26 protein-coding genes and 1 tRNA gene are annotated in these 23643 nt (G+C 70.2%); 4 read left to right on the top strand and 23 right to left on the bottom strand.

Annotated elements, in window-relative coordinates; genetic code table 11:
* Positions 1-44: 44 nt before the first annotated feature.
* The 3 genes from H6927_13470 to H6927_13460 are packed head-to-tail and all read right to left on the bottom strand — an operon-like array spanning position 45 to position 2313.
* A complete protein-coding gene (locus H6927_13470; protein MCP5219106.1) occupies positions 45-311 on the bottom strand; it encodes a hypothetical protein in 267 nt (88 codons plus the stop codon).
* A complete protein-coding gene (locus tag H6927_13465) occupies positions 308-445 on the bottom strand; it encodes a hypothetical protein (protein MCP5219105.1) in 138 nt (45 codons plus the stop codon). The genes H6927_13470 and H6927_13465 overlap by 4 nt, the downstream gene beginning before the upstream one ends.
* A gap of 44 nt (positions 446-489) precedes the next feature.
* The gene (locus H6927_13460; protein ID MCP5219104.1) at positions 490-2313 is read right to left on the bottom strand and encodes a glutamine--tRNA ligase/YqeY domain fusion protein; all 1824 of its coding nucleotides are present in this window, start codon (positions 2311-2313) and stop codon (positions 490-492) included.
* Between the two features lie 196 nt (positions 2314-2509).
* On the opposite strand from H6927_13460, the gene H6927_13455 reads away from it, so the two are divergent.
* From H6927_13455 to H6927_13445, 3 genes are all read left to right on the top strand, one after another.
* On the top strand, positions 2510-2875 hold the full coding sequence (locus H6927_13455) for a hypothetical protein (protein ID MCP5219103.1): 366 nt from the start codon (positions 2510-2512) through the stop codon (positions 2873-2875).
* A gap of 207 nt (positions 2876-3082) precedes the next feature.
* The gene (aroC, locus tag H6927_13450) at positions 3083-4165 is read left to right on the top strand and encodes a chorismate synthase (protein MCP5219102.1); all 1083 of its coding nucleotides are present in this window, start codon (positions 3083-3085) and stop codon (positions 4163-4165) included.
* 6 nt (positions 4166-4171) lie between these two features.
* Positions 4172-4855, top strand: a complete 684-nt coding sequence (locus H6927_13445; GenBank protein ID MCP5219101.1) for a HAMP domain-containing histidine kinase — start codon at positions 4172-4174, stop codon at positions 4853-4855.
* Here the strand turns inward: H6927_13445 and H6927_13440 are convergent.
* The 5 genes from H6927_13440 to H6927_13420 form a co-directional block, all read right to left on the bottom strand.
* Positions 4830-5423 (bottom strand): response regulator transcription factor, encoded by a 594-nt coding sequence (locus H6927_13440; GenBank protein ID MCP5219100.1) that lies wholly within the window; start codon positions 5421-5423, stop codon positions 4830-4832. The two genes, H6927_13445 and H6927_13440, sit on opposite strands and share 26 nt — an antisense overlap.
* Before the next feature lie 157 nt (positions 5424-5580).
* Positions 5581-6885 carry a tryptophan--tRNA ligase gene (locus H6927_13435; protein MCP5219099.1) on the bottom strand — a complete coding sequence of 435 codons (1305 nt, stop codon included), beginning with the start codon at positions 6883-6885 and terminating at the stop codon, positions 5581-5583.
* 174 nt (positions 6886-7059) lie between these two features.
* On the bottom strand, positions 7060-7728 hold the full coding sequence (locus H6927_13430; protein ID MCP5219098.1) for a site-2 protease family protein: 669 nt from the start codon (positions 7726-7728) through the stop codon (positions 7060-7062).
* Between the two features lie 35 nt (positions 7729-7763).
* Positions 7764-8387 (bottom strand): threonylcarbamoyl-AMP synthase, encoded by a 624-nt coding sequence (locus H6927_13425; GenBank protein ID MCP5219097.1) that lies wholly within the window; start codon positions 8385-8387, stop codon positions 7764-7766.
* A gap of 79 nt (positions 8388-8466) precedes the next feature.
* Entirely contained in the window at positions 8467-9336 is an 870-nt protein-coding gene (locus H6927_13420) for a PHP domain-containing protein (protein MCP5219096.1), read from the bottom strand.
* 247 nt (positions 9337-9583) lie between these two features.
* Between H6927_13420 and H6927_13415 the strand changes: the two genes are divergently transcribed.
* A complete protein-coding gene (locus H6927_13415; protein ID MCP5219095.1) occupies positions 9584-10132 on the top strand; it encodes a sterol desaturase family protein in 549 nt (182 codons plus the stop codon).
* On the opposite strand, the gene H6927_13410 is transcribed toward H6927_13415, so the two are convergent.
* From H6927_13410 to H6927_13340, 15 genes are all read right to left on the bottom strand, one after another.
* On the bottom strand, positions 10126-11538 hold the full coding sequence (locus tag H6927_13410) for an amidase (GenBank protein ID MCP5219094.1): 1413 nt from the start codon (positions 11536-11538) through the stop codon (positions 10126-10128). The genes H6927_13415 and H6927_13410 overlap by 7 nt on opposite strands.
* Positions 11539-11715: 177 nt before the next feature.
* On the bottom strand, positions 11716-13209 hold the full coding sequence (locus H6927_13405; protein MCP5219093.1) for an ABC transporter substrate-binding protein: 1494 nt from the start codon (positions 13207-13209) through the stop codon (positions 11716-11718).
* A gap of 51 nt (positions 13210-13260) precedes the next feature.
* Entirely contained in the window at positions 13261-14085 is an 825-nt protein-coding gene (locus H6927_13400) for an ABC transporter ATP-binding protein (GenBank protein MCP5219092.1), read from the bottom strand.
* Complete coding sequence (locus H6927_13395) at positions 14082-15095, bottom strand: ABC transporter ATP-binding protein (protein ID MCP5219091.1); 1014 nt, start codon at positions 15093-15095, stop codon at positions 14082-14084. The genes H6927_13400 and H6927_13395 overlap by 4 nt, the downstream gene beginning before the upstream one ends.
* A 1-nt stretch (position 15096) precedes the next feature.
* On the bottom strand, positions 15097-15585 hold the full coding sequence (locus tag H6927_13390) for a PIN domain-containing protein (GenBank protein MCP5219090.1): 489 nt from the start codon (positions 15583-15585) through the stop codon (positions 15097-15099).
* Positions 15582-15845, bottom strand: coding sequence for a CopG family transcriptional regulator (locus tag H6927_13385; GenBank protein ID MCP5219089.1), 264 nt, complete (start codon positions 15843-15845; stop codon positions 15582-15584). The genes H6927_13390 and H6927_13385 overlap by 4 nt, the downstream gene beginning before the upstream one ends.
* 66 nt (positions 15846-15911) lie before the next feature.
* A complete protein-coding gene (locus tag H6927_13380) occupies positions 15912-16757 on the bottom strand; it encodes an ABC transporter permease (protein MCP5219088.1) in 846 nt (281 codons plus the stop codon).
* Positions 16754-17722 carry an ABC transporter permease gene (locus H6927_13375; protein ID MCP5219087.1) on the bottom strand — a complete coding sequence of 323 codons (969 nt, stop codon included), beginning with the start codon at positions 17720-17722 and terminating at the stop codon, positions 16754-16756. Before H6927_13375 ends, H6927_13380 begins: the two co-directional genes overlap by 4 nt.
* A gap of 40 nt (positions 17723-17762) precedes the next feature.
* The gene (pth, locus tag H6927_13370; protein MCP5219086.1) at positions 17763-18398 is read right to left on the bottom strand and encodes an aminoacyl-tRNA hydrolase; all 636 of its coding nucleotides are present in this window, start codon (positions 18396-18398) and stop codon (positions 17763-17765) included.
* A 90-nt stretch (positions 18399-18488) separates the two neighbouring features.
* A complete protein-coding gene (locus tag H6927_13365; GenBank protein MCP5219085.1) occupies positions 18489-19130 on the bottom strand; it encodes a 50S ribosomal protein L25/general stress protein Ctc in 642 nt (213 codons plus the stop codon).
* Positions 19131-19224: 94 nt separating this feature from the next.
* Entirely contained in the window at positions 19225-20202 is a 978-nt protein-coding gene (locus H6927_13360; GenBank protein MCP5219084.1) for a ribose-phosphate pyrophosphokinase, read from the bottom strand.
* An 80-nt stretch (positions 20203-20282) separates the two neighbouring features.
* Positions 20283-20359, bottom strand: a tRNA-Gln gene (locus H6927_13355).
* 37 nt (positions 20360-20396) lie between these two features.
* A complete protein-coding gene (ispE, locus tag H6927_13350) occupies positions 20397-21257 on the bottom strand; it encodes a 4-(cytidine 5'-diphospho)-2-C-methyl-D-erythritol kinase (GenBank protein MCP5219083.1) in 861 nt (286 codons plus the stop codon).
* A gap of 12 nt (positions 21258-21269) precedes the next feature.
* Positions 21270-21671 (bottom strand): outer membrane lipoprotein LolB, encoded by a 402-nt coding sequence (locus H6927_13345; protein MCP5219082.1) that lies wholly within the window; start codon positions 21669-21671, stop codon positions 21270-21272.
* Between the two features lie 125 nt (positions 21672-21796).
* On the bottom strand, positions 21797-23632 hold the full coding sequence (locus H6927_13340; GenBank protein ID MCP5219081.1) for a tetratricopeptide repeat protein: 1836 nt from the start codon (positions 23630-23632) through the stop codon (positions 21797-21799).
* Between the last annotated feature and the right edge of the window lie 11 nt (positions 23633-23643).

Raw genomic sequence — 23643 nt, 5'->3', positions numbered from 1 at the left:
GGCCGACTGCCTGAGCGCGGCGTTGAGCTGGCGCGCGGGTGGGATCAATGGGGCGGGTTTGCGTTGAATCGTTGCCATGTCTCGGGTTCCTTGACGGCCAGCGTATCGCCCTGCTGAAGGTGAGTGGCCCCGCCTTGCCGCGCCATCGCTTGCTGCCCCATGCGCACGAAGCTGGAGCATTCCTCCACCCACTTCAGGCGCTCGTAGAGGGTGAGTTTGGCGAACGCCTGCAGGCGCTCGTCGCTGATGCGGTAGCGACGAGCGCTGCGGTCGGGCTGGGGCGGGAAGGGTGGCCAGGGATCGGCTTTCATGACTTGGCGGCCTTGATTTTTTGGAGATGGGCCACGTCATCGAGGTCCAGCGGGCGGCCGGCCTGTTGTTTGAGTGCGATCAGGTCGTCGATGGTGGCCACTCGCACCGGCGTGCTGCCGATCTCGAGCGTCAAGGCGCGCTCCTGCAGCACTTGCGAACAGGTCGAGGTAGAACACGTCACTTGCTCCACGAATCTTTCAGGCCCGCGATGCGGTTGAACACCAGCCTGCCGCCCGCCTGATGCTCGCGCCGGTCGGCGACGAAGAAGCCGTGGCGCTCGAACTGAAAGCGGTCCTCGGGCTGCGCGGCGGCCAGTGAGGGCTCGACCACGGCCTGCACGGTGTGCAGGCTGTGGGGGTTGAGCACGCCGAGGAAGTCGCGCCCGCCGGCGTCGGGCTGTTCCTCGGTGAACAGGCGGTCGTACAGGTTGACGGTGGCGGGCACGCCATCGGCCACGCCCACCCAGGTGATGACGCCCTTGACCTTGACGCTGTCGGCGCCGGGGGTGCCCGATTTGGTGTCTTTTATGAGGTTTGCCCGCACCACGTTTTCCTGGCCAGCTGCGTCTTTTGTAGCGCCCAGGCACTCGATGACGTAGCCGTATTTCAGCCGCACCTTGTTGCCGGGGAACAGCCGGAAGAAGCCTTTGGGCGGCGTCTCTTCGTAGTCGGTGCGCTCGATCCACACCTCCTTGCCGAGCATGAAGGCGCGCTGGCCCAGCTCGGGCTGGTGCGGGTGCACGGGGGCGTGGCAGGGCTCCAGGTGCGCGTCGCTGCCGAACACCTCGGCCCAGTTCTCGATGACCAGCTTGAGCGGCTCCAGCACGGCCATGGCGCGCGGGGCGTACGGGTCCAGCGTTTCGCGCAGGGCGGCGTCCAGGGCGGCGTAGTCGGTCCAGGCGTTGCTGGTCTTGGTGACGCCCGAGCGCTCGGCAAACAGGCGCAGGCTTTCGGGCGTGTAGCCGCGGCGGCGCAGGCCGGCCAGGGTGGGCATGCGCGGGTCGTCCCAGCCGCTGACGTGGCGCTCTTCGACCAGCTGGCGCAGCTTGCGCTTGCTGGTGATGACGTGGCCGACGTTCAGGCGCGCAAACTCGTACTGGCGCGGCGGCGGGGCGGTGAGCAGGCCGGCTTCGCACAAACGTTCGAGCAGCCAGTCGTAGAAGGGGCGCTGGTCTTCGAACTCCAGCGTGCAGATGCTGTGGGTGATCTGCTCCAGCGCATCCTCGATCGGATGCGCGAAGGTGTACATGGGGTAGATGCACCAGCGGTCGCCCGTGCGGTGGTGCGTGGCGTGGCGGATGCGGTAGATGGCCGGGTCGCGCAGGTTGATGTTGGGGCTGGCCATGTCGATCCTGGCGCGCAGCACCATGGCGCCGTCGGGGTGCTGGCCACCCCGCATCTCGCGAAAGCGCGCCAGGTTCTCGGCCGGCGTGCGGCTGCGGTACGGGCTGTCGGTGCCGGGCGTGCCGAAGTCGCCGCGGCCGGCGCGCATCTGCTCGGGCGTTTGCTCGTCGACGTAGGCGTGGCCGGCCTCGATCAGGGCTTCGGCCGCGCGGTACATGAAGTCGAAGTCGTCGCTGGCGAAGTATTCGTGCGGCTGCGGCACGCCGGGCTGCGCGGGGTTGTCGGCAAAGGCGTGGCTCCAGCCCAGCCAGTGCACCATCTCGCGGATGGAGTCGACGTATTCCTGCTCTTCCTTCTCGGGGTTGGTGTCGTCGAAGCGCAGGTGGCACACGCCGCCGTATTCCTGCGCCAGGCTGAAGTTCAGCCAGATGCTCTTGGCGTGGCCGATGTGCAGGTAGCCATTGGGCTCGGGCGGAAAGCGGGTGCGGATGCGGGCCGGATCGGGTGCGCCGGCCTGGTGGCTGGCGCCGTCGCCGGGGCCGCCGCCCCAGCGGCGCTGGGCGTAGGTGCCGGCCTGTAGGTCGTGCTCGATGGCCTGGCGGATGAAGTGGCTGGGCTTGGCGGCGTCGGCCGGCGCTGCCGATTTGGGGTTTGACATGCCTGGATTCTAGGTGTAGGCGGCCGGTGTGCCCGCACTGGGTGACGGGCGCGCGCGTGGCCATCATGGCGGCTATGTGCGTGGTCTTTCGGGTTACGCGTCGATACGGGTTTCACGTTCGCTTGGTGCTCCGCGGGGCCCATTGGCGCGTTTAATCGATACGCGGCTGCCGATGGTGCAGCCAGACTTTCATTCGATGGAGAGAACCATGAGATCCATGCAAGCTCTGGCCGTTGTCGGCACCCTGGTCATCGGCGCGCTCGGCTTTGCCGGCACGGCGCAGGCGCGCGACGACGTGTACTGGTCGCTGGGCGTGGGCGCGCCGGGCGTGGCCGTGGGCGTGGGCAACGTGCCGCCGGTGGTCTACGCGCCGCCGCCGGTGTACGTGGCGCCGCAGCCGGTCTACGTGCGCCCGCGTCCGGTCTACGTCGCGCCGCCGCCGGCCTACTATGCGCCGCCGGTGGTCTATCGCCCGGCGCCGGGCTACTACTACGGCCCGCGGGGCGAGCACGGGCGCCGCGGATGGCATCGCCGCCATCACCACGACCGCGACTGGGATTGATTGCCGGCTGAGAGGCTGAGAGTCTTTTGTTCATGCCCGCTGCTCACGCCCCAACGCGCCCACTCGGCGTTGCAAATGCTCGCCGTAGCCCGAGCTACGGCTGTGCTTTGCGCCTTGATTGGGCGCGTTGGGACGCGCTCCTCGGGCACGCCCAAAAAACTCTCAGCCTCTGAGGCCGCGCCGGGCGCTCTGGAATAATCGGGCGCCATGAGCGGCAACACCCTCGGCAAGCTGTTTGCCGTCACCAACTTCGGCGAATCGCACGGGCCGGCCATCGGTTGCGTGATCGACGGCTGCCCGCCGGGCATGGCTCTGTCGGAGGCCGACATCCAGCCCGAGCTGGACCGGCGCCGGCCCGGCACCAGCAGGTTCGTCACCCAGCGCAACGAGGCTGACCAGGTCGAGATCCTGTCGGGCGTGTACCAGGGCCAGACCACGGGAACGCCCATCTGCCTGCTGATCCGCAACCAGGATCAACGCAGCAAGGACTATGGCGAGATCGCGCAGCGCTTTCGGCCCGGCCACGCCGACTACACCTACTGGCGCAAGTTCGGCATTCGCGACCCGCGCGGCGGCGGGCGCTCGTCGGCGCGGCTGACGGCGCCCACGGTGGCGGCCGGCGCGGTGGCGCGCAAGTGGCTGCGCGAGAAGTACGGCACCACGTTTCGCGGCTGCATGACGCAGGTGGGCGAGCTGGCCATCGGCTTCGAGGGCTGGGAGCACGTGGACCGCAACCCCTTCTTCGCCCCCGTGGCCGACGTGTCGGCCATCGAGGATTACATGGGCGCGCTGCGCAAGTCGGGCGACTCCTGCGGCGCGCGCCTGCGCGTGACGGCGCAGCACGTGCCCGTGGGCCTGGGCGAGCCCATTTACGACCGGCTGGACGCCGACATCGCCCATGCGTTGATGGGGCTCAATGCCGTCAAGGGCGTGGAGATCGGCGACGGCTTTGCCAGCGTGGCGCACCGGGGCAGCATGCACGGCGATTCGCTGCGGCCGGGCGGCGGCTTTGCCAGCAACCACGACGGCGGCGTGCTGGGCGGCATCAGCAGCGGGCAGGACCTGGAGGTGGCCATTGCCATCAAGCCCACCAGCTCGATCCTGGTGCCGCGCCAATCGGTCGACGTAACGGGCGCACCCGTCGAGCTGGTCACCAAGGGCCGGCACGACCCCTGCGTGGGCATTCGCGCCACGCCAATCGTCGAGGCGCTGCTGGCGCTGGTGGTGATGGAGCATGCGCTGCGCTGGCGCGCGCAGTGCGCCGACGTGCCGGTGCCCGACGGGTTTTGAGCGCCGGTGGCCGAGCCCGACCTGAGCCATTCCGACGAGGCCCGCCGACTGGCCGGCGTGGCGCACGACCTGCGCCAGCCGCTGGATGCCCTGGCCATCTACGCCGAGCTGCTGGTGCAGGACCCGGCGCAGGCCGCCGAGCTGGCGCCGCGCATGGCGCGCGCCATCGCTCTGGCGCAGGGCCTGGCGCAGTCGCTGCAGGACTTTGCCGCGTGGCGCGGGCAGGCTGCAGCGCCGGTTCGCGTGGGCGTTCATGTCCCCACGCTGCTGGCCGAGCTGGCGGCCGTCTACGAGCCGCAGGCACGCCGCAAGGGCCTGCGCTGGCGCGTGCGCGGCATCGACGCCACGTTCAGCAGCGACCCGGTCTGGCTGCGCCGCATGCTGGGCAATCTGCTGGCCAACGCCATCCGCTACACCGCGCACGGCGGCGTGCTGCTGGCGGTGCGCCGCCGCGCGGCGGGGCTGGTGTTGGAGGTGTGGGACACCGGGCCCGGCCTGGCGGCGGCCGACCGGCAGCGCGTTTTCGAGCCCTTTGTCCGCCTGTCCGCGGCGGGCGAGGGCACCGGCCTGGGCCTAGCCGTGGTGCGCGAGGGCGCACGGCGGCTGGGCTGCGAGGTGACGCTGCGCTCACGCCCGGGGCGCGGCAGCGTGTTCGGGTTGGTTTTCAGTACGTCGTCAGCAGGCCGTTGACGCGGGCGTAGTGCAGCGTCTGCGTGCGGCTTTTGACGCCCAGGCGGCGGAACAGCCGCCACAGGTGCACCTTGACGGTGTGCTCGCTGATGCCCAGGCGCTCGGCGATGTCGCGGTTGGACAGGCCCTCGTCCAGCATCAGCAGCAGCTGCTTCTGGCGCTTGGACAGGCGGGTGACGTCGTCCAGCCCGCCCATCTCGCTGTCGCCTTGCAGCATCAGGCGCAGGGTGTTGACGATCTCGGCCGCGCCGGCGGACTTTTCGATGTAGACGTCGGCGCCGGCCTCGCGGCACCATTCCTCGACGTCGCTGGCCGGGGTGGCGGAGATGACGGCCAGGGGCACGCCGGGATATTGGGCCGACACCAGGCGCACGCCGGACAGGCCCAGGGTGTCGGGCAGCTTCAGGTCCAGGCAGAACAGTTCGGGCTGGCCGCGCGTGGCGATGGCCGGTTCGAGCTCGGACAACTGGCTCAGCTCCACCAACTCGGTGCCCGGGCGCAGGCGGCGCAGCAGCATGACGATGGCCTCGCGCATCAGCGGATGATCGTCAATCACGTAAATGGCCAAAATCAGTCTCCCCGGTTGGTTCAACTCGATTATTGGCTGGAATACCGTTCTTGTTACACCGAAATGATTAAGACGCCACGGTCAGCGTGAGAATTCGGTACAAGTTCACGAAAGCCCTCGGCGCGGCCGGTGCGCGAGTGCGAATCGGGCGCGGTCTTCACGCCTGGCTGGCGGCGCTCAGTAACTGATCCAGTGCCTGCCGCAGCGCCGGCGCCGCAGGGTCGGGCGTGGCCTGCAGCTGCGGCGCCAGCGCCTGCAGCGCGGCGGCGCCTTCGGCCTGCAGGCGCTTGACGGCCTGGCCGGCCTCGCGCGGCGACGCGAAGCCCTGGCTTTGCAGCAGCACGGCGCCGTGCGCGTCGGTCAGCTTGAAGTAAAAGCGCCCGTCGGCCTCGCGGTATTGCTTGAAGCCGGGCAGGCCGGCGGCGGCCTTCCTGCTGGCGGTGGGCGAGGCCTGCGCCGTCAGCGCGCGCAGGCCGACGGCCTGGCGCAGGTTCTGCATGAAGGGCGTGGCCAGGGCGCGCGCCTTGCGGGCGCCGGCCTGCAGGATGACCTCGACCTCCTCGGGGTGCGCCATCAGGTGCTCGTAGCGCGCGCGCATGGGGCCGATCTCGCGCTCGATGCGCTCGAACAGCTGCTGCTTGGCGTCGCCCCAGGCGATGCCGTCCTTGAAGGCCTGGGCAAAGGCGGCGGCCTCGGCATCGTCGGCAAAGGCGCGGTAGACGGCGTACAGCGCCGAGCCTTCGGTGTCCTTGGGCTCGCCGGGCGCGCGCGAATCGGTCACGATGGACATGATCTGCTTGCGCAGCTGCTCGCGCGGGCCGAACAGGGCGATGGTGTTGTCGTAGCTCTTGCTCATCTTGCGCCCGTCCAGGCCGGGCAGCAGGGCCACGTTGTCGTCGATCAGCGCCGCCGGCGGCACAAGGTGCTCGCCGTACAGGTGGTTGAAGCTGGCGGCCATGTCGCGCGCCATCTCGATGTGCTGGATCTGGTCGCGCCCCACCGGCACCTGGTGGGCGCTGAACATCAGGATGTCGGCGCCCATCAGCACCGGGTACATGAACAGGCCCGCGCTGACGTCGGCGTCGGCGTCCTGGCCGGCCGCCTGGTTCTTGTCCAGCATGGCCTTGTAGGCGTGGGCGCGGTTGAGCAGGCCCTTGCCGGTGACGCAGGTGAGCAGCCAGGTCAGCTCGGGGATCTCGGGGATGTCGGACTGGCGGTAGAAGGTGACGTGCTCCGGGTCCAGTCCGGCGGCCAGCCAGCTGGCGGCGATCTCCAGCGTGCTGCGCTGCACGCGCGCCGGCTCCTGGCACTTGATGAGCGCGTGGTAGTCGGCCAGAAAGTAGAAGCTTTGCATGCCCGGCTGGCGGCTGGCGCGCACCGAGGCGCGGATCGAGCCGACGTAGTTGCCCAGGTGCGGCGTGCCGCTGGGGGTGATGCCGGTGAGGACGCGGATGGAGGACATTTCAGTGATTCGTGGTGTTGCACGCCGCCGACATCGCATGAAATGCAAGGAGTCGAAGGGCCGCGGAGCAGGCCGCGCCAGCGATCGTCGTGGCCGGGGTTTCCCCGGCCACTGGCGATGCCCCCTTGAGGGGGGAGGCGCAACAACGCGCAGCGTGTGGAGACTGGGGGTGTTTCATGACAGCAGGAGCTTGAGCGGCGTGAGCGCCGCGTCCAGGAAGGCGAAGGTGAGTTGCATCAGCGGGCGCATCCACAGGTTGCTGATGACGCCGGCGACGATGAGCGCCATGACGATGAAGAAGCCCCAGGGCTCGATGCGGCTGACGGCCATGGCCTGGCGCGCCGGCAGCAGGCCCACCAGCACGCGCCCGCCGTCCAGCGGGGGCAGGGGAAACAGGTTGAAGACGAACATCACCACGTTGACCAGCACGCCGCCGCGGCACATCTCGAGGAAGAAGCGCTCGTCCACGCCGGCGGCGATCAGCACGTACAGCAGGATGCCCCAGCCCAGCGCCATCAGCAGGTTGGACAGCGGGCCGGCCAGCGCCACCCAGACCATGTCGCGCTTGGGGTTGCGCAGCTGCCCGAAGTTGACCGGCACCGGCTTGGCGTAGCCGAAGATGAAGGCGCCGCCCGTCATCAGGTACAGCGCCAGCGGCATGACGATGGTGCCGATGGGGTCGATGTGCTTGAGCGGGTTGAGCGTGACGCGCCCCAGGAAGGACGCGGTGCCGTCGCCGAAGTGGCGCGCCACGTAGCCATGGGCCGCCTCGTGCACGGTGATGGAAAACAGCACCGGCAGGGCGTAGGTGGCGATGGTCTGGATGATGTCGTTGAAGTCCACGGCGCGGATTGTCTCAGAGGCCGGTCACAGGCCCATCACAGGCCCAGCCGCGCCGGATCGCCCCGGCCGCGGCGCAGCAGCGCAGGCGCGTCGCCGCTCAGGTCCACCACCGTGGTGGGTACCAGTGGGCAGGCGCCGGCGTCGATGACGGCGGCAATGTCGTGCTCCAGCCGCTCGCGGATGGCGGCGGGCTCGTTCAGCGGGGTGTCGTCGTCCGGCAGGATCAGGGTGGTGGCCAGCAGCGGCGCGCCGTGCAGCGCGATCAGGCCCTGCACCACCGGGTGCTCGGGCACGCGCAGGCCGATGGTCTTGCGCTGCGGGTGGCTGACGCGCCGGGGTACTTCCTTGCTGGCCTCCAGGATGAAGGTGAAGGGTCCCGGCGTGCCCAGCTTGAGCAGGCGAAACTGCGCGTTGTCCACCCGCGCGTAGCTGGCCAGCTCGCCCAGGTCGCGGCACAGCAGGGACAGCAGCTGCTTGTCGTCCAGCTGGCGGATGCGGCGCAGGCGGTCGGCCGCGGCCTTGTCGTCCAGCTGGCACACCAGGGCGTAGCTGGAGTCGGTGGGCACGGCCAGCACCTCGCCGCGCCGCAGCAGATCGGCCGCCTGCTTGAGCAGGCGCGGCTGCGGGTTGTCGGGGTGCACGGTGAAAAGCTGGGCCATGGGGTAGGGTCGAAAACTATGAAAACGATAGCTGCTGGCGCTTGTTCGATGGGCGCCAGAGGCTTGTTTGGCTTGAAAATCAGGCCACGCTGGCGGCGTGGATGCGCTCGGCCAGCCGGCTCCAGACCGTGGGCAGGTCGGCCGGCAGCGGCGGCAGGTGGCCCAGGTCGATGTGGCTCTCGACGGGGCTATGAAAGTCGCTGCCGCGCGAGGCGAGCAGGTCGAACTCGCGCGCTACGTCGGCGTAGCGCAGTGCCTCGGCGGTCGAGTGGCTGCCGGTGACCACCTCGACCCCCTGGCCGCCATGCTGCTTGAACTCGGAGAACAGCGCGTATTCCTCGGTCGGGCTGAAGTGGTAGCGCGCCGGATGCGCCACCACGGCCACGCCGCCGGCCTGCGTGATCCAGCGCACCGCGTCGCCCAGGCGGGCCCAGCGATGCGGCACGTAGCCGGGCTTGCCCTCGGTGAGGTACTTGCGAAACACCTCCTGCGTGTCGCGGCACACGCCGGCCTCGACCAGAAAGCGCGCGAAGTGCGTGCGCGAGATCAGCGCCGGGTTGCCCACGTACCTGAGCGCGCCCTCGTAGGCGCCGGCAATGCCGGCCTGCGCCAGCTGCGCCGCCATGTCGCGCGCGCGCGGCGCGCGGCCGTCGCGCGTGTCCGCCAGGCCCTGCACCAGCTGCTCATCGGCAGGATCGAACCCCAGCCCGACGATGTGCACCGTGGTGTCGGCGAAGGTGACCGAGATTTCGACGCCGCTCAGGTAGTCCATCCCCTGGGCCTGGGCCGCCGCCAGCGCGCGTGGCTGGCCGCCCACCTCGTCGTGGTCCGTCAGCGCCCACAGGTCCACGCCGCCGCTGCGCGCGCGCGCGGCCAGGTCTTCGGGTGTCAGGGTGCCGTCGGAGACGACGGAGTGGCAGTGCAGGTCGGGGTTGGTGTAGGCGCTCACCGGGCCATTTTACGAAGCACCTCGATTGCGCGCTGACGGCCCGCGGCACGGCGCGCAAGGGGCGTGGCGACTATACTTTTCATTGGCACCGGGAGCCGTTCGCCCAACCCTGGCGGCGGTCTCAGCATCGGTGCCCACAAGAAGGGGCTTGGCCATGGTGCGCAGACCCGAATCGCCGGCGAGACACAGGCGTTTCGCCGGCCTGGCCCGCTGGGCCTTGGCGCCGTTTCAAGGGCTCGCCCGCCCGTTGGCGCAGCTGTCGACCACGCGCCTGAACCTGCGCCTGGGCCTGGCGGCCGACAGCCTGACCGCCGCCGCGCTGATCCTGGCGGCGATCGCCGATGGCGGCCTGCGCTGGCCGTGGGCGCTGCTGACGGTGCTGCTGGGCCTGGCGGTGTTCAGCTTCATCGAATACGCCGCGCATCGCTGGCTGTTTCATGGCCGCCACACCGGGCCGTTCAAGCGCGGGCATGCCCATCACCACCGCAACCCGCTGGGCTACGACGCGCTGCCGTTCTTTTTGCCGCCGCTGTTGATGGGCGCGCTGGCGGGCCTGCTCATGCTGGCGCTGCCGGCCGACTACGCGCTGTTGCTGGCGGGCATGGTGGCGGCCGGCTACGCGGCCTACGGCATCGGCCACCTGCTGATGCACGTGCACCCCTTCAAGAGCGCGCTGGCGCGGCGCTGGGTGGCGTTTCACGACGAGCACCACCGGCATGCCGACACCAACTTCGGCGTGACCAGCGGGCTGTGGGACGTGATCCTGGGCACGCGCCACCGGCCGCGGCCTCATTGAGGCTGGGGCCAGGGCCGCTGGGCGCCGCGAATCTGCTCGAACGCACGCGCCACCTTCATCACCCCCACGTCGTCGAAGCGGCGCCCGGCGATCTGCAGGCCGATGGGCAGGCCGCTGGCCGAATAGCCGCAGTTGATGGATGCGGCCGGCTGCTCGCTCATGTTCCAGGGCACGGTGAAGGCGATGTGCTCCAGCGGGCGCAGCGGGTCGTTGGTGGGTGCGGGGTCTTGCGCGGATGCGGGCAGGTTGGGCGCGACGGGCGAGAGCACGTAGTCGAACGGCGCGCTGGCGGCCACGGTGGCGACGCGGGTGGCGTGGGTCTGGCTGTAGGCCTTGAAGACGTGCGGGCCGTCGAAGGCGGCGGCGCTTTCGGCCCACTGGCGGATGAAGGGCAGCACTTTGTTTTTCCGCTCGGGCGGCAGTGCCTGCAGATCGAGCCAGGAGCGCATGCGCCAGAAGTGGTCCATGCCGTTGAGCATCTCGCGCGTGAGAAAGGGCTGCATGGGCGTGACGTGGGCGCCGGCGGCCTCGAACCGTCGGGCGGCGGCCTGCACGGCGGCGGTGATCTCGGGCTCCACCGGCAGGCCGCAGCCGGCATCCAGCAGCAGGCCGATGCGCAGGCCCTTCAAGTACTCGGGCGGCGTGGCCGCCACGCCGGCCCAGTCCAGCGCCTGCGCGGGCAGGCTCATGCTGTCGCGCGCGTCGGGCTGGCTGAGCACCTGCAGCATCAGCGCGGCATCGCTCACGCTGCGCGTCATGGGGCCGGCGGCGCGGCCCATGTAGGGCGGGTCGATGGGCACGCGGCCCAGGCTGGGCTTGAGGGTGAAGATGCCGCACCAGCTGGCCGGCAGGCGCAGCGACCCGCCGATGTCGGTGCCCACGTGCAGCGGGCCGTAGCCGGCAGCGGCTGCGGCGCCGGCGCCGGCGCTGCTGCCGCCGGGGGTGCGCGCCAGGTCCCAGGGGTTGCGCGCCAGGCGGTGAAAGCTGGACAGGCCCGAGCTGAGCATGCCCCAGTCGGGCATGGTGGTCTTGCTGAGCCGCACCATGCCGGCCTCGCGCAGGCGGGCGGTGGGCGGGGCGTCCTGCGCGGCCAGCGGCGCCAGCGAGGCGGCGGTGCCGGCGGGCATGGGATCGCCCGCGGTGGCGATGTTTTCCTTCAGCGTGCCGGGCACGCCGTCGAGCGGGCCGCAGGGCGCATTTTTTTGCCAGCGCGCTTCGCTTTGGCGCGCCTGCTCCAGCGCCTGCTCGGGCCGATAAAGGTAGGTGGCCTGCAGGCGCGGCTCCCAGCGCTCGACGTGGGCGATGACGGCCTGGGTGACTTCGACCGGGGAGAAGGCGCGGCTTTGGTAGCCGGCCAGCAGCTCATGGGCACTCAGTTCGTGCAGTTCGGCGTGCAGTTCGGGCATGGAATTCAATGGCGCTTGCTTGTCATCGGCGGCGCATCACATTCAAAGAGTCAAAAGGCCGCGGGGCAGGCCGCGCCAGCGATCGCCGTGGCCGGGGTCTCCCCGGCCACTGGCGATGCCCCCTGATGGGGGGAGGCGAAACAACGCGAAGCGTGTGGAGACTGGGGGTGAGTCATTTCACGACCAGCTGAGTGTCGACAGGTCGTTGACGAAGATGGGAAAGTCCTTCCACAGCCCATGCACGCGCTTGTTGGCCACCGTCACCCACTGCGGGGCGTACAGCCAGGCCAGCACGGCGTCGTTGGCCAGCATCTTTTGCGCCTCGCCCAGCAGCTTGGTGCGCTCGGCGGGGCTGGGGTTGGTCTTGATGCGCGTGAACAGCTCGTTGAACTTGGGATTGTTGTAGCCCCAGTAGTAGTCGGGCTTGGTGAAGTTGCCCAGGTCGAACGGCTCGACGTGGCTGATGATGGTCAGGTCGTAGTTGTGCGCGCCGCCGTACACGTTGGCCAGCCACTGCGCCCACTCCACGTTCTGCACCTTGGCGGTGATGCCGATCTTGGCCAGCTCGGCCACGATGACCTCGCCGCCCTGGCGCGCGTAGGGCGGGGGCGGCAGCACCAGCGACAGCTCCAGCGGGGTGGTGACGCCGGCCTCCTTGAGCAGGGCCTTGGCCTTTTCGGGGTCGTAGGGGTTGATGCCGGTGGTGTCGACGTAGCCGGGCGCGCTGGGCACGTAGTGGCTGCCGATGGGCTGGCCCAGGCCGTCGCCGGCGCCCTGGATGACGGCCTTGCGGTCGATGGCCATGCTGATGGCGCGGCGCACGCGCACGTCGTTCAGGGGCTTCTTGGCGTTGTTCATCGCCAGGATGGTCTTGGCGCGCGAGCCGCAGATCAGCGTCTGCAGGCGGGGGTCGCGCTTGAACTGGGCCAGTCCGCGCGGGGTGACGCGGGGGAAGGCGTCCACGTCGCCCGAGAGCACGGCGGCCACCTGCGCGGCTGGGTCGGTGATGAAGCGGAAGGTGACGCGCTTGATCTTGATGGCGGCGGCGTTGCGGTAGCCCGGCCAGGCCTTGAGCGTGATGGACGAGCCCTTGGCCCAGCTGTCGAGCAGGTAGGGGCCGGTGCCGGTGGGCTTGGCGTTGTTGTCCGCGGCGCTCTTGGGCTCGACGATGGCGGCGGTGGCCTGGCCCAGGTAGAACAAGAAGTCCGGGTCGGGCTCCTTGTTGATGATGACGACGGTGTGCTCATCGATGGCGCTCACGCTTTCCATGGCGGCGAAGGTGCGCTTGTCCTTGTTGGTGCTTTTCTCGCCCGCCGCGCGCTCGAAGCTGAACTTGACGGTCTGCGCGTTGAAAGGCTCGCCGTTGCTGAACTTGACGCCCTTGCGCAGGTAGAAAGTGGTGGTGCGCAGGTCGGGCGAGACCTCCCAGCGCTCGGCCAGCATGGGCGTGACGCTGCCGTCGGCGTTGATCTTGGTCAGCGTCTCGAAGACGTTGTCCTGCACCACCTCGGCGATGGCGGCGGCCGCGCCCGCCGTGGGGTCCAGGCCCGGCGGTTCCAGCGTCATGCCCAGCACCATGCTGCTCTTGCCCGACTGCGCCAGCACGGGCAGGTGGGCCGCGGCGGCCAGGGTGGGCAGCGACAGGGCGAAGTGGCGGCGTTTCATGGGCATGGTTCTCCTCGGTTGAAAACGGTGGCGAGCATGGTAGCGCAGGGGCCCGGTTCAGGGGCTTGGCTCGGGCACGGCCATTTCGGGCACCGCGTCCAGCAGCGTGCGGGTGTAGGGGTGGCTGGGCGCGCCCAGCACCTGGCGCACAGGCCCGTGCTCGACGACCAGGCCGCCCTGCATCACGGCCACGTCCTGGCACAGGTGGCTGACCACGGCCAGGTCGTGGCTGATGAACAGGAAGGTGACGCCGTGCGCGTCGCGTAGGTCGGCCATCAGGTTGAGCACCTGCGCCTGCACCGAGACGTCGAGCGCGCTGACGGCCTCGTCGGCCACGATCAGCTTGGGCCGCGTGATGAGCGCGCGCGCGATGGCGATGCGCTGGCGCTGGCCGCCGGAAAACTCGTGCGGGTACTTGTCCAGCGCATCCAGGCGCAGGCCGACGGCGGTGAGCATCTCGGCGGCGCGCTCGCGCTGCTGGGCGCGGCTGGCGCCTTCGAGCGCGGCCGCTGGCTCGGCCACGGTGCGCCAGACCGGGCGGCGCGGGTCGAGCGAGCCATAGGGGTCCTGGAACACCATCTGGAAGTCGCGCCGGGCGCGGCGCAGCTCGTCGGGCGCCAGCGCATGCAGGTCGCGCCCCTCCAGCAGCACCTGGCCGCTGGTGGGCCGCTCCAGCGCCATCACCAGCCGCGCCAGCGTGCTCTTGCCCGAGCCCGATTCGCCGACGATGCCCATGCTGCGCCCGGCCGTGACCTGCAGCGACACGCCCTTGAGCGCCCGCAGCACGGCGGGCGGCGCCAGCAGCGACTCGCGCGGCAGCGCGTAGTCGCGCGTGACGTTGCGAACCTCAAGCAAAAAGTTGCTGTAGCCGGCGTCCATCATGCGTGGGTAGCTATTGAATTGGAAGCATCAAGCACCACCTCGGCGCGCCGGCACTTGAAGGCGTGGGTGGGCGAGAGCTCGACCCGGGGCGGCGCGTCGCGGCTGCAGGCCGGCTCCTCGGTGAAGGGGCAGCGCCCGGCAAAGGGGCAGCCGGACGGCAGGCCGAACAGGTCGGGCACGGTGCCGGCAATGGTGGGCAGGCGGTCGCTGCGGTGGGCGTGCAGGCGCTGCGCCAGGTTGGGGCGTGCCGCCAGCAGGCCGCGCGTGTAGGGGTGGGCCGGGTGCTTGAAGACCTCGTCGGCGCTGCCCGATTCAACCACGCTGCCACCGTACATCACCAGCATGCGCCGCACGTTCTGCGCCACCAGGCCCAGGTCGTGCGAGATCAGCACCAGGGCCATGCCGCGCTCGGTGACCAGCTCGCCGATGAGGGCCAGGATCTGCTTTTGCACCGTGACGTCGAGCGCGGTGGTGGGCTCGTCGGCGATCAGCACGTCGGGCTTGCAGGCCAGCGCCATGGCGATCATCAGGCGCTGGCGCTGGCCGCCGGAGAACTGGTGCGGGTAGGCGTCCACGCGCCGCGCCGGGTCGGGGATGCCCACGCGCTCCATCAGGGCGATGGCCTGCTGGCGCGCCTCGGCGGCCGACAGGCCCTGGTGCAGGCGCAGCGGCTCGGCAATCTGCGCGCCGACGCGGTGCACCGGGTTGAGCGCCGTCATCGGCTCCTGAAAGATCATGGCGATGCGGTTGCCGCGCAGCGCGCGCCAGCCGCGGTCGGGCAGGCCCACCAGCTCCTGCCCGTGCAGGCGCACGCTGCCGCTCACGCTGGCGTTGTCGGGCGCCAGGCCCATCAGCGCCAGCGCCGTCATCGACTTGCCGCAACCCGACTCTCCGATCAGGCCCACGGTGTCGCCGCGCTCGAGCGCGAAGCCCACGTCGCGCACGGCGGTGGCGCTGCCGCGGTGGGTGCGCAGATCGACGCGCAGGTTCTGGACTTCGAGCAGGGGCATGTCAGGGGTGCAGCAGATTGACCAAAGGGCGACCCCGCGCATCGCGGTACACGTCGAAGTCGGCGTCCACGCTCAGGATGCGGCGCAGGCCCAGGCGCTCGGCGGCTTCGGCGATGGAGGCGTCGGCCAGGTCCAGCGGCAGGCTGGCAAAGCGCTGGGCCGTGCGGCGCATGGCGGGCAGGCTGGTGTCGTTGGGCGTGTCCACCCGCAGGCCGCCGCGCTCGATCCACAGCAGAAAATCCAGCGCCGCCTGGTTGTGGATGCGCCGCGCCAGCAGGGCGCAGACTTCGGTCAGCACGGGCCAGGTGCTGATCAGGCCGACGTCGGGGTTGTGCTGCAGCCAGGCCAGTACGCGCGCGTGCCAGCTGTCGGCGGCGTTGAACAGGGCCAGCAGGGGGCCGCTGTCGACCAGCACCGGGCCCTGGGGCAGGGCATGCCACGGCGGCGGGGGCTCGGCCACGTGCTGCGGTGCGGGGGCCGATGAGCTCATGGCGGGCTGCGGCGGCTGTGCTTTTGCTCCCAGACCTCGGCGGCGTGCGCGTGGCGCGCCGCGGCCAGGTCGGCCGGGCCGGCGTGGCGGCCGAACAGGTCGGCCCCCAGCGACCAGGCCGAGGGCGGCGCCGTGGGCACCTGGGCCAGGTAGGCGGTGAGGGCGTCGCGCATGACCTCGCTGATGCTGCGGCCCTCTGCCGCGCACTGCCGGCGCAGCGACTGCTCGAGGCCCGGCGGGAGTTTGACGGTGGTGGTCATGGCGTGGTTCGGATGAGTAATAAATAAAATATTACCAACGAAGTGCCGGCTTGGCAAGAGGGCTGTTCAGCGTTTTTGCAGGCGCGGGTCGAGCACGTCGCGCAGCCCGTCGCCCAGCAGGTTCAGGCCCAGCACCGACAGCATGATCGCCAGGCCGGGCCACACGGCCAGCAGCGGCGCGTCGAACATCAGCGTCTGCGCCTCGCTCAGCATGCGCCCCCAGCTGGGTTGCGGCGGCTGCGTGCCCAGGCCCAGGTACGACAGCGCGGCCTCGGCCAGGATGGCGACGGCAAAGCGGATGGTGGCCTGCACGATCAGCACCGCCGCGATGTTGGGCAGCACGTGCTGGGTGGTGATGCTGAGCGCGCCCTTGCCGCAGCTGCGCGCGGCCAGCACGTAGTCGCGGCTCCACACCGCGTTGCCGGCGGCGCGGGTGATGCGCGCGAAGGTGGGGATGTTGTACAGGCCGATGGCGACGATGGCGTTGACGATGCCCGGCCCGTACACCGCCGTCAGCATGATGGCCGACAGGATGGCCGGAAAGGCAAAGCCGAAGTCGCAGGCGCGCATGATGGCTTCCTCGACCCAGCCGCGCCGCGCCGAGGCCAGCAGGCCCAGGGCGGTGCCCGCGACCAGGCCGATGCCGACCGCAATCACGCCCACCAGGATGGAGGCGCGCGCGCCCACCAGCAGCAGCGAGACCACGTCGCGCCCGAAGGCGTCGGTGCCCAGCCAATTGAGCGTGCTGGGCGGCAGCAGCTTGGCGTCCATGGCCACGTCGTAGACCGAATGCGGCGTCCACACATAGGACAGCGCCGCCGCCAGCAGCAGCAGCGCGGTCAGCACGCCGCCGATCATGAAGCCCGGATGGCGCCGCGCGCGCTGCCAGAAGCCAGGGGCGGCGGCGTTCATATCTCGCTGGCCTTCACGCGGGGGTCGATGACCGCATACAGCACGTCGACGATGAAGTTGACCACCACCACCATGCCCGCCAGCAGCATCACGCAGTTGCGCACCACGATCAGGTCGCGGTTGGCGATGCTCTGGAAGATCAGGCGGCCCAGGCCGGGCAGGTAGAACACGCTCTCGACCACGATGGTGCCGGCCAGCAGCTCGGCAAACTGCAGGCCCATGACGGTGATGACCGGGATCATGGCGTTGCGCAGCACGTGGCCCCACAGCGTGGCGCGGCGGCTCAGGCCCTTGGCGCGCGCGGTGCGCACAAAATCTTCGCGCAGCACCTCCAGCACCGCCGAGCGCGTAAAGCGCGCCAGGATGGCCGCCTGCACCACGGCCAGCGCCACGGCCGGCAGGATCAGCGCCTTCAGGCCGTCCCACAGGCCGGCCCACACGCCGTCGTCGAAAACCCAGCCGTCGAAGCCGCCGGCCGAAAACCACTGCAGCTTGACCGAAAACAGCAGGATCAAGAGGATGGCGAACCAGAAGTTGGGCACCGCGATGCCCAGCTGCGCCAGCGCCATCAGGCCGGTGTCGCCGGCCTTGTTGTGCTGCGAGGCGGCGTACACGCCCACCGCCAGCGCCAGCAGCGCCGTCAGCGCCATGGCCAGCACCGCCAGCGGCACCGTGAGCTGCAGGCGCTCGCCGATCAGCTCGGCGACCGAGGAGCCGTAGGCGTAGGACAGGCCCATGTCGCCGCGCAGCAGCCCGCCGATCCAGTGCAGGTAGCGGGACAGGGCGGGCTGATCCAGCCCCAGCTCGACGGCCTTGGCGGCGACGGCGGCCGGGTCGGCATCAGGGCCCATCAGCACCTGGGCGGCGTTGCCGGGCAGGATCTCGAGGACGGCAAACACGATCACGCTGGTCGCCACCAGCGTGATGATCAGCGTGAGCAGGCGCTTGACGAGGAAGAAGCCCATGGGTGGCCGGCATTATCACCACGAAAGCCGGCCCCCTGGCTCAGCCTTCCTGTCGCGTGCCGGACTCGGCGGGCGGTGGCTTGCGCTCGGGCTTGGGCCGCGGCGGTTTGCTGGTGTGGATGCGCTGAGTGGCGGCGTTCATGTCGCCGGCGGCCAGCAGCTCGAAGGCGGCGGCGGCGCGGTCGATGGCCTGCTCGATGGCGATCTGCTCGTCCAGCGGGGGTTTTTTGAGCACCCAGCCCACCACCTCGTGGCGCGCGCCGGGGTGGCCGATGCCCAGGCGCAGGCGCCAGTAGTCGGCCGTGCCCAGCTGCGCGTGGATGTCGCGCAGGCCGTTGTGGCCGGCGTGGCCGCCGCCGAACTTGAGCTTGGCCTCGCCCGCGGGCAGGTCCAGCTCGTCGTGCGCCACCAGAATTTCGGCGGGCGCGATCTTGAAGAAGCGCGCCAGCGCCGCCACCGACTGGCCCGACAGGTTCATGAAGGTCTGCGGCTGCAGCAGCCACACGCTCTGGCCCGCCACGCTGGCGCGCGCCACCCGGCCCTTGTAGGCCCGCTCGAGGACGAGATTCGCGTTCAGGCGCCGGGCGAGCTCGTCGATCCACCAGAAGCCCGCGTTGTGGCGCGTGGCGGCGTACTCGGGGCCCGGGTTGCCCAGGCCGACAAACAGCTTGATCATGGAAGGCGATTATCGAGCGCCACAAAGGCTGACGGCCCGCGCGAGGCGAGCCGTCGGGCAGGGCAGGCGGCCGTCAAAGGGCCGCGGCCATCACTTCTTGTCGCCAGCCGGGGCGGGCGCGGCGGCAGGCGCTGCCGCGGCATCGGCTGCGGGCTCGGCTTCCTCGGCGACCGGGTTGGCCACCGACACCAGCACGAAGCCCTCGGCCGTGTGGCCGCGCAGCACGGGCTCGACGCCCTTGGGCAGCGGCACGTCCTTGAGCGTCAGCGTCGTGCCTTGCTCCAGCTTGGACAGGTCGACCGTGATCGACTCGGGCAGGTCGGCCGGCAGACAGCTGATCTCGAGCTCGGTCTGCACATGGTTGATCAGGCACTTGCCCAGCTTGACCGCGGGCGACTCTTCCTCGCCCTGGTAGTGCAGCGGTACCTTCATGTGGATCTTGTGCGTGGCCGACACGCGCAGGAAGTCCACGTGCAGGATCTGCTGGCGGTAGGGGTGCACCTGCACGTCGCGCAGCAGCACCTGGCTTTCCTTGCCGGCCAGTTCCATGGTCAGCACGCTGGAGTGGAAGGCCTCTTTCTTGAGGGCCTGCCACAGGGCGTTGTGATCGAGCTCGATCAGCTGGGGCTGGCCTTCGCCCCCGTAGACGATGCCGGGCGCCTTGCCGGCGTTGCGCAGACGGCGGCTCGCACCCGTACCCTGCTTGTTGCGCTCGAAAGCGACGAATTTCATGTTGAACTCCTGAATGGGACCGACCGCGACCAGTGCGACCCCGTTTGAAAAGGATGGCTCGCCCGACAGGCTGGCGCCACCCGCGAAATGCTCCTCAGAACAGGTTCTCCTGCTCGCGGAACAAACTCATGACCGACTGCCCGTGCGCGATGCGCTGGATGGTTTGCGCAAACAGCGGCGCCACGGACAGCTGGCGAATCTTGGGGCACTGTGCGGCGGCCGGGCTGAGCGGGATGGTGTTGGTCACCACCACCTCGTCCAGCGCCTGGCCCTGCGTGATGCGATCGACCGCGGGCCCCGAGAAGATGGGGTGCGTGCAGTAGGCGTACACCTTCTTGGCGCCGCGCTCCTTGAGCACCTCGGCCGCCTTCACCAGCGTGCCGGCGGTGTCGATCATGTCGTCCATGATCACGCAGTTGCGCCCGTCGATGTCGCCGATGACGTGCATCACCTCGCTCACGTTGGCCTTGGGCCGGCGCTTGTCGATGATGGCCAGGTCGCACCCCAGCTGCTTGGCCAGCGCGCGCGCGCGCACCACGCCGCCCACGTCGGGGCTGACGACCAGTAGGTCGTGGTAGTTCTTTTGCCGCAGGTCGGCCAGCAGCACGGGCGAGGCGTAGATGTTGTCGACCGGGATGTCGAAGAAGCCCTGGATCTGGTCGGCGTGCAGGTCCATGGTGAGCACGCTGTTGACGCCCACCGCCTGCAGCATGTTGGCCACCACCTTGGCCGAGATCGGCACGCGGGTGGAGCGCGGGCGGCGGTCCTGGCGGGCGTAGCCGAAGTAGGGGATGACGGCGCAGATGCGCTCGACCGAGGCGCGCTTGAGCGCATCGACCATCACCAGCAACTCCATCAGGTTGTCGTTGGTGGGCGCGCAGGTGGGCTGCACCACGAAGATGTCGCGCGCGCGCACGTTCTGCTTGAGCTCGACCGTGACCTCGCCGTCGGAGAAGCGCCCCACGTCGGCGGCGCCCAGGCTGATGTCCAGGTTGCGGGCGATCTCGGCGGCCAGCGCGGGGTTGGCGTTGCCGGTGAAAACCAGGAAGTCGGGGGGTTGCGACGGGTGCATGGGGTTTGCGGCAGATCGGAAGATCAGAGGATCGTGAGATCCAGTTGCGGCCCACGGGCTACCCGCCCGGGATGGGGTTTTGGCAGGGGAGGAAGGACTCGAACCCTCGCATGCCGGAATCAAAATCCGGTGCCTTAACCAACTTGGCGACTCCCCTACGCAGGAGCCCGGTCAACACCGCCGACCAAGCACCTTCAATCGTCGCTGGAGGCCCAGCCGCAAAGCGGATGAACCTCCATATTGCTGCACAGACGCATCGACCAGCCGGGCGGCACACTGGACGCGAGGCGAACGATGACGTCTGCCTCTTGCGCCAGCGGTGCGAACACCGCACTGCCCGACCCGGTCATCCTGCCCCTGAGACCGTGCCGCGCCAGCAGCAAGATCGCCTGGGCCACCGGCGGACAAAGCCGCTCGGCAACCGGTTGCAGATCATTTCGGCCATAGGCCAATGGGTCTGCAGCAAAGCCCAAGATTATAGCAGGTTCTGAATCGCGTTTCAGCTCAGGCGCGCGAAAAATCGCGCTGGTGTCGAGCCCGGCCTGTGGCTTGATGACGACGAAGCGCGCCGCCGGCACGCTCAAGGGGCGGATTTGCTCGCCGATGCCCTCGACCCAGGCGTTGCCGCCGTGGATGAAAAAGGGCACGTCGGCGCCCAGTTGCAGCCCGATGGCCGCCAGTTGCGCGCGCATCAGGCCCAGGCCCCACAGGCGGTTGAGCGCCAGCAGCGTGCTGGCGGCGTCCGACGAGCCGCCGCCCATGCCAGCCTGGGCCGGGATGCGCTTTTGCACGGCGACGTGCACGCCCAGGGCGCAGCCCGTGGCCTGCTGCAGGGCCCGCGCCGCGCGCACGATCAGGTCGTCGGCCGGCAGCGGCTCGCCCAGGTCCTCGCGCGAGACCTGGCCGTCGGTGCGCCGCTCGAAATGCAGGGTGTCGCACCAGTCGATCAGCATGAAGGCCGATTGCAGCAGGTGGTAGCCGTCGGCGCGCCGTCCCGTGATGTGCAGAAACAGGTTGAGCTTGGCCGGCGCCGGCACGTCGTACAGGGCTTGCACGGATCGATGCTCTTAGGCTGGGTCCAGGATGACGCGCAACTCGGCGCTGGGCAGCGGGCTCAGGCGCCGTGCCAGCAGGCGGCCGTCCGGCAGGCCGCTCAGGTCGGCCCGCCAGCCCGGCACCTCCTCGGGCACGCCGCGCAGCCAGGCAAACAGCGCCCGCAGCGGCACGGCCGTGCCGGTGACGGCGGCCGACAGGGCATCGACGGAAGGGTAGGCGCGCGTCTGGTCGTTTTGCACCAGCAGCGCCTCGCCGGGGCGCCATTTCAGTTCAGCCAGGACGCTGCCCAGCGGGGTGCTGAGGCGCAACTCGCCGTGCTGCGCGTCGCCCGTGAGTTCGAAGCCGGCGTGAAACTGCTGCGGCGGCTCGCTGGCGATGACCAGGCCCAGGCGGCCGCTCCAGCTGGAGGCCATGTTGTCGGGCGGTGATGGCTGCGGCGGGCGGGTGGCGCAGCCCGTCAGTGCCAGCACGGACAGGCCGAGCGTGCTCAGGGCGAGCAGCACGGTGCGGCGCCGCGCCCGCGCCCTGGGCGTGGCGCTCACGGCGTGACCTGCAGGCGCTTGAGGGTCTTGTTCAGCGTCGGGTTGCGCGGGTCCAGGCGCAGGCCTTCGCGCCAGGTGGACAGCGCAGAGTCGCGCTCGCCCAGGGCCCACAGCACCTCGCCCAGATGGGCGGCGATCTCGGGGTCCGGGCGCTTGTCGAAGGCGGCTTGAAGCGTGCGCTGCGCGCGCCCGAGCTGGCCCTGGCGGAATTCGGCCCAGCCCAGGCTGTCCTGGATGTAGGCGTCGTCGGGCGCCAGCTGCACGGCCTTCTCGATCAGGGTCCTGGCCTCGGGCAGGCGCACGCCGCGATCGGCCAGCGAATAGCCCAGCGCGTTGTAGGCCTGGGCCGAGTCGGGCTTGAGCTTGATGACGCGGCGCAGCAGGCGCTCCATCTCGTCCGTGCGGTCCAGCCGCTCGGCCGCCATGGCGGCGTCGTACAGCAGGGCGTCGTCGTCGGGACTTTGCTTGAGCGCCACGTTCAGCAGGCGCAAGGCCTGCTGGGCCTGCCCGTTCTCGCGCAGCAGCTGGGTTTCGGCCAGCAGCTTTGAGCGGGCATCGTCGGGCTCGCGCTCGGGCACGGCCTGGATGGCCTGCCGGGCCTCGTCCAGGCGCCCCTGGCGGGCCAGCAGGTTGGCGCGCTCGACCTGCGCGGCCAGGAGCTGCTCGGGCGAGTCGATCCGGTCGAGCCACTTCTTGGCCCCTGCGTCGTCCCCGCGCCGCGCCGCGATGCGGGCCAGGGTCAGCTCGGCCTGGTTGCGGCCGGCGGCGCGCACGTCACCGGGTTGCTCGGCCTCCTTGTCCAGCAGGTCCAGATAGTGCTTGAGCGACTGCTCGGCCGGGTTGTCGTGCCGGTCGTCGGCGGCCAGCAGGCCTTGCAGCAGCCAGCCATCGGGGTACTGCGGCCAGCGCGCCACCAGCGACGTGAGTTCGGTTTTCGCATCGGCGCGGCGACCACGCTCGAGCAGGGCGCGCACGTAGTCGAGCTGGATTTCGGGCTTGGCCTGGGCGCCCGCCAGGTAGCGCTTGATCAGGGGCTCGGCCTGGTTTTCGCCGGTGCCGGAAAACAGCTGCAGCGCCAGCAGGGCCGGCCACTGCGATTCGGGCCCGGCGTCCAGGCCCAGCGTGGCCGCCACCAGGGCGCCCGTGCGGTCGCCCTGCTGCAGGCGCAGGCGCCCGACGGTGGTCCAGGCCGCGGGCGCCAGCGCCGGGTCCTTCAGTGCGTCGGCCAGCGCGGTTTCGACCGCCTGCAGCGCTTCGTCCTTGCTGGCCACGCGTTGATAGAGGGCGGGCAGCGCCGCGATGAAGCTGACTTTCTCGGCCGCAGGCAGCGCGTCCAGCAGGGTCTTCACGGGCTTGGCGGTTTCGCTCACGCGGCCCAGCGCCAGCAGCACCTGCAGTTCGTAGCGGGTGGCCTGCAGCGATTGCGGAAAGGCCTGGCGCCAGGCACGCACCGCCTCCAGCGCGGCCGGACCGGCGCGCGACTGGATGGCCATGTCGGTGGCCCGCTGGTACACCGTCTCGTCGTCGGCGCGCCGGGCGGCATCCAGCAGGTAGGCCGTGCCTTGCTGCGGATCGCCCAGGTCGAACGACATCTCGCCCACCAGCAGCTCATACATCAGCCGGGCCGTCAGGCCCGACTGCACCGGGGCGCCAGCCACCGCCTTGGGCGTGGCCTCGGCCTGGGGCGGCGCGCTGGCCGGCGATGCGGGGGGGCTGCTCGACGTCGCGACCTGGGCGGCTGCAGGGGCCGCGGCGGGCGCCTGCGGCGCGCACCCGATCAGGGCGGCCAGGGCGAGCGTCGAACAGACCAGGACGGGTGCAGGGTAAGGCATCGAATCATAAT

This window comes from Burkholderiaceae bacterium, from assembly GCA_024235995.1.
In the GTDB taxonomy this organism is placed as follows: domain Bacteria; phylum Pseudomonadota; class Gammaproteobacteria; order Burkholderiales; family Burkholderiaceae_C; genus Ottowia.
Note: the sequence above shows the minus strand (reverse complement) of the source record. Positions and strands in the feature narration are given on the sequence as shown.

Excerpts from the sequence above, each read along its gene's own strand:
- H6927_13470 (MCP5219106.1), bottom strand. The coding sequence starts at position 311 with ATGAAAGCCGATCCCTGGCCACCCTTCCCGCCCCAGCCCGACCGCAGC.
- H6927_13460 (MCP5219104.1), bottom strand. The coding sequence starts at position 2,313 with ATGTCAAACCCCAAATCGGCAGCGCCGGCCGACGCCGCCAAGCCCAGC.
- H6927_13455 (MCP5219103.1), top strand. The coding sequence starts at position 2,510 with ATGGAGAGAACCATGAGATCCATGCAAGCTCTGGCCGTTGTCGGCACC.
- aroC (MCP5219102.1), top strand. The coding sequence starts at position 3,083 with ATGAGCGGCAACACCCTCGGCAAGCTGTTTGCCGTCACCAACTTCGGC.
- H6927_13435 (MCP5219099.1), bottom strand. The coding sequence starts at position 6,885 with ATGTCCTCCATCCGCGTCCTCACCGGCATCACCCCCAGCGGCACGCCG.
- H6927_13425 (MCP5219097.1), bottom strand. The coding sequence starts at position 8,387 with ATGGCCCAGCTTTTCACCGTGCACCCCGACAACCCGCAGCCGCGCCTG.
- H6927_13410 (MCP5219094.1), bottom strand. The coding sequence starts at position 11,538 with ATGCCCGAACTGCACGCCGAACTGCACGAACTGAGTGCCCATGAGCTG.
- H6927_13405 (MCP5219093.1), bottom strand. The coding sequence starts at position 13,209 with ATGCCCATGAAACGCCGCCACTTCGCCCTGTCGCTGCCCACCCTGGCC.
- H6927_13400 (MCP5219092.1), bottom strand. The coding sequence starts at position 14,085 with ATGATGGACGCCGGCTACAGCAACTTTTTGCTTGAGGTTCGCAACGTC.
- H6927_13395 (MCP5219091.1), bottom strand. The coding sequence starts at position 15,095 with ATGCCCCTGCTCGAAGTCCAGAACCTGCGCGTCGATCTGCGCACCCAC.
- H6927_13390 (MCP5219090.1), bottom strand. The coding sequence starts at position 15,585 with ATGAGCTCATCGGCCCCCGCACCGCAGCACGTGGCCGAGCCCCCGCCG.
- H6927_13385 (MCP5219089.1), bottom strand. The coding sequence starts at position 15,845 with ATGACCACCACCGTCAAACTCCCGCCGGGCCTCGAGCAGTCGCTGCGC.
- H6927_13380 (MCP5219088.1), bottom strand. The coding sequence starts at position 16,757 with ATGAACGCCGCCGCCCCTGGCTTCTGGCAGCGCGCGCGGCGCCATCCG.
- H6927_13375 (MCP5219087.1), bottom strand. The coding sequence starts at position 17,722 with ATGGGCTTCTTCCTCGTCAAGCGCCTGCTCACGCTGATCATCACGCTG.
- pth (MCP5219086.1), bottom strand. The coding sequence starts at position 18,398 with ATGATCAAGCTGTTTGTCGGCCTGGGCAACCCGGGCCCCGAGTACGCC.
- H6927_13365 (MCP5219085.1), bottom strand. The coding sequence starts at position 19,130 with ATGAAATTCGTCGCTTTCGAGCGCAACAAGCAGGGTACGGGTGCGAGC.
- H6927_13360 (MCP5219084.1), bottom strand. The coding sequence starts at position 20,202 with ATGCACCCGTCGCAACCCCCCGACTTCCTGGTTTTCACCGGCAACGCC.
- H6927_13345 (MCP5219082.1), bottom strand. The coding sequence starts at position 21,671 with ATGGCCTCCAGCTGGAGCGGCCGCCTGGGCCTGGTCATCGCCAGCGAG.
- H6927_13340 (MCP5219081.1), bottom strand. The coding sequence starts at position 23,632 with ATGCCTTACCCTGCACCCGTCCTGGTCTGTTCGACGCTCGCCCTGGCC.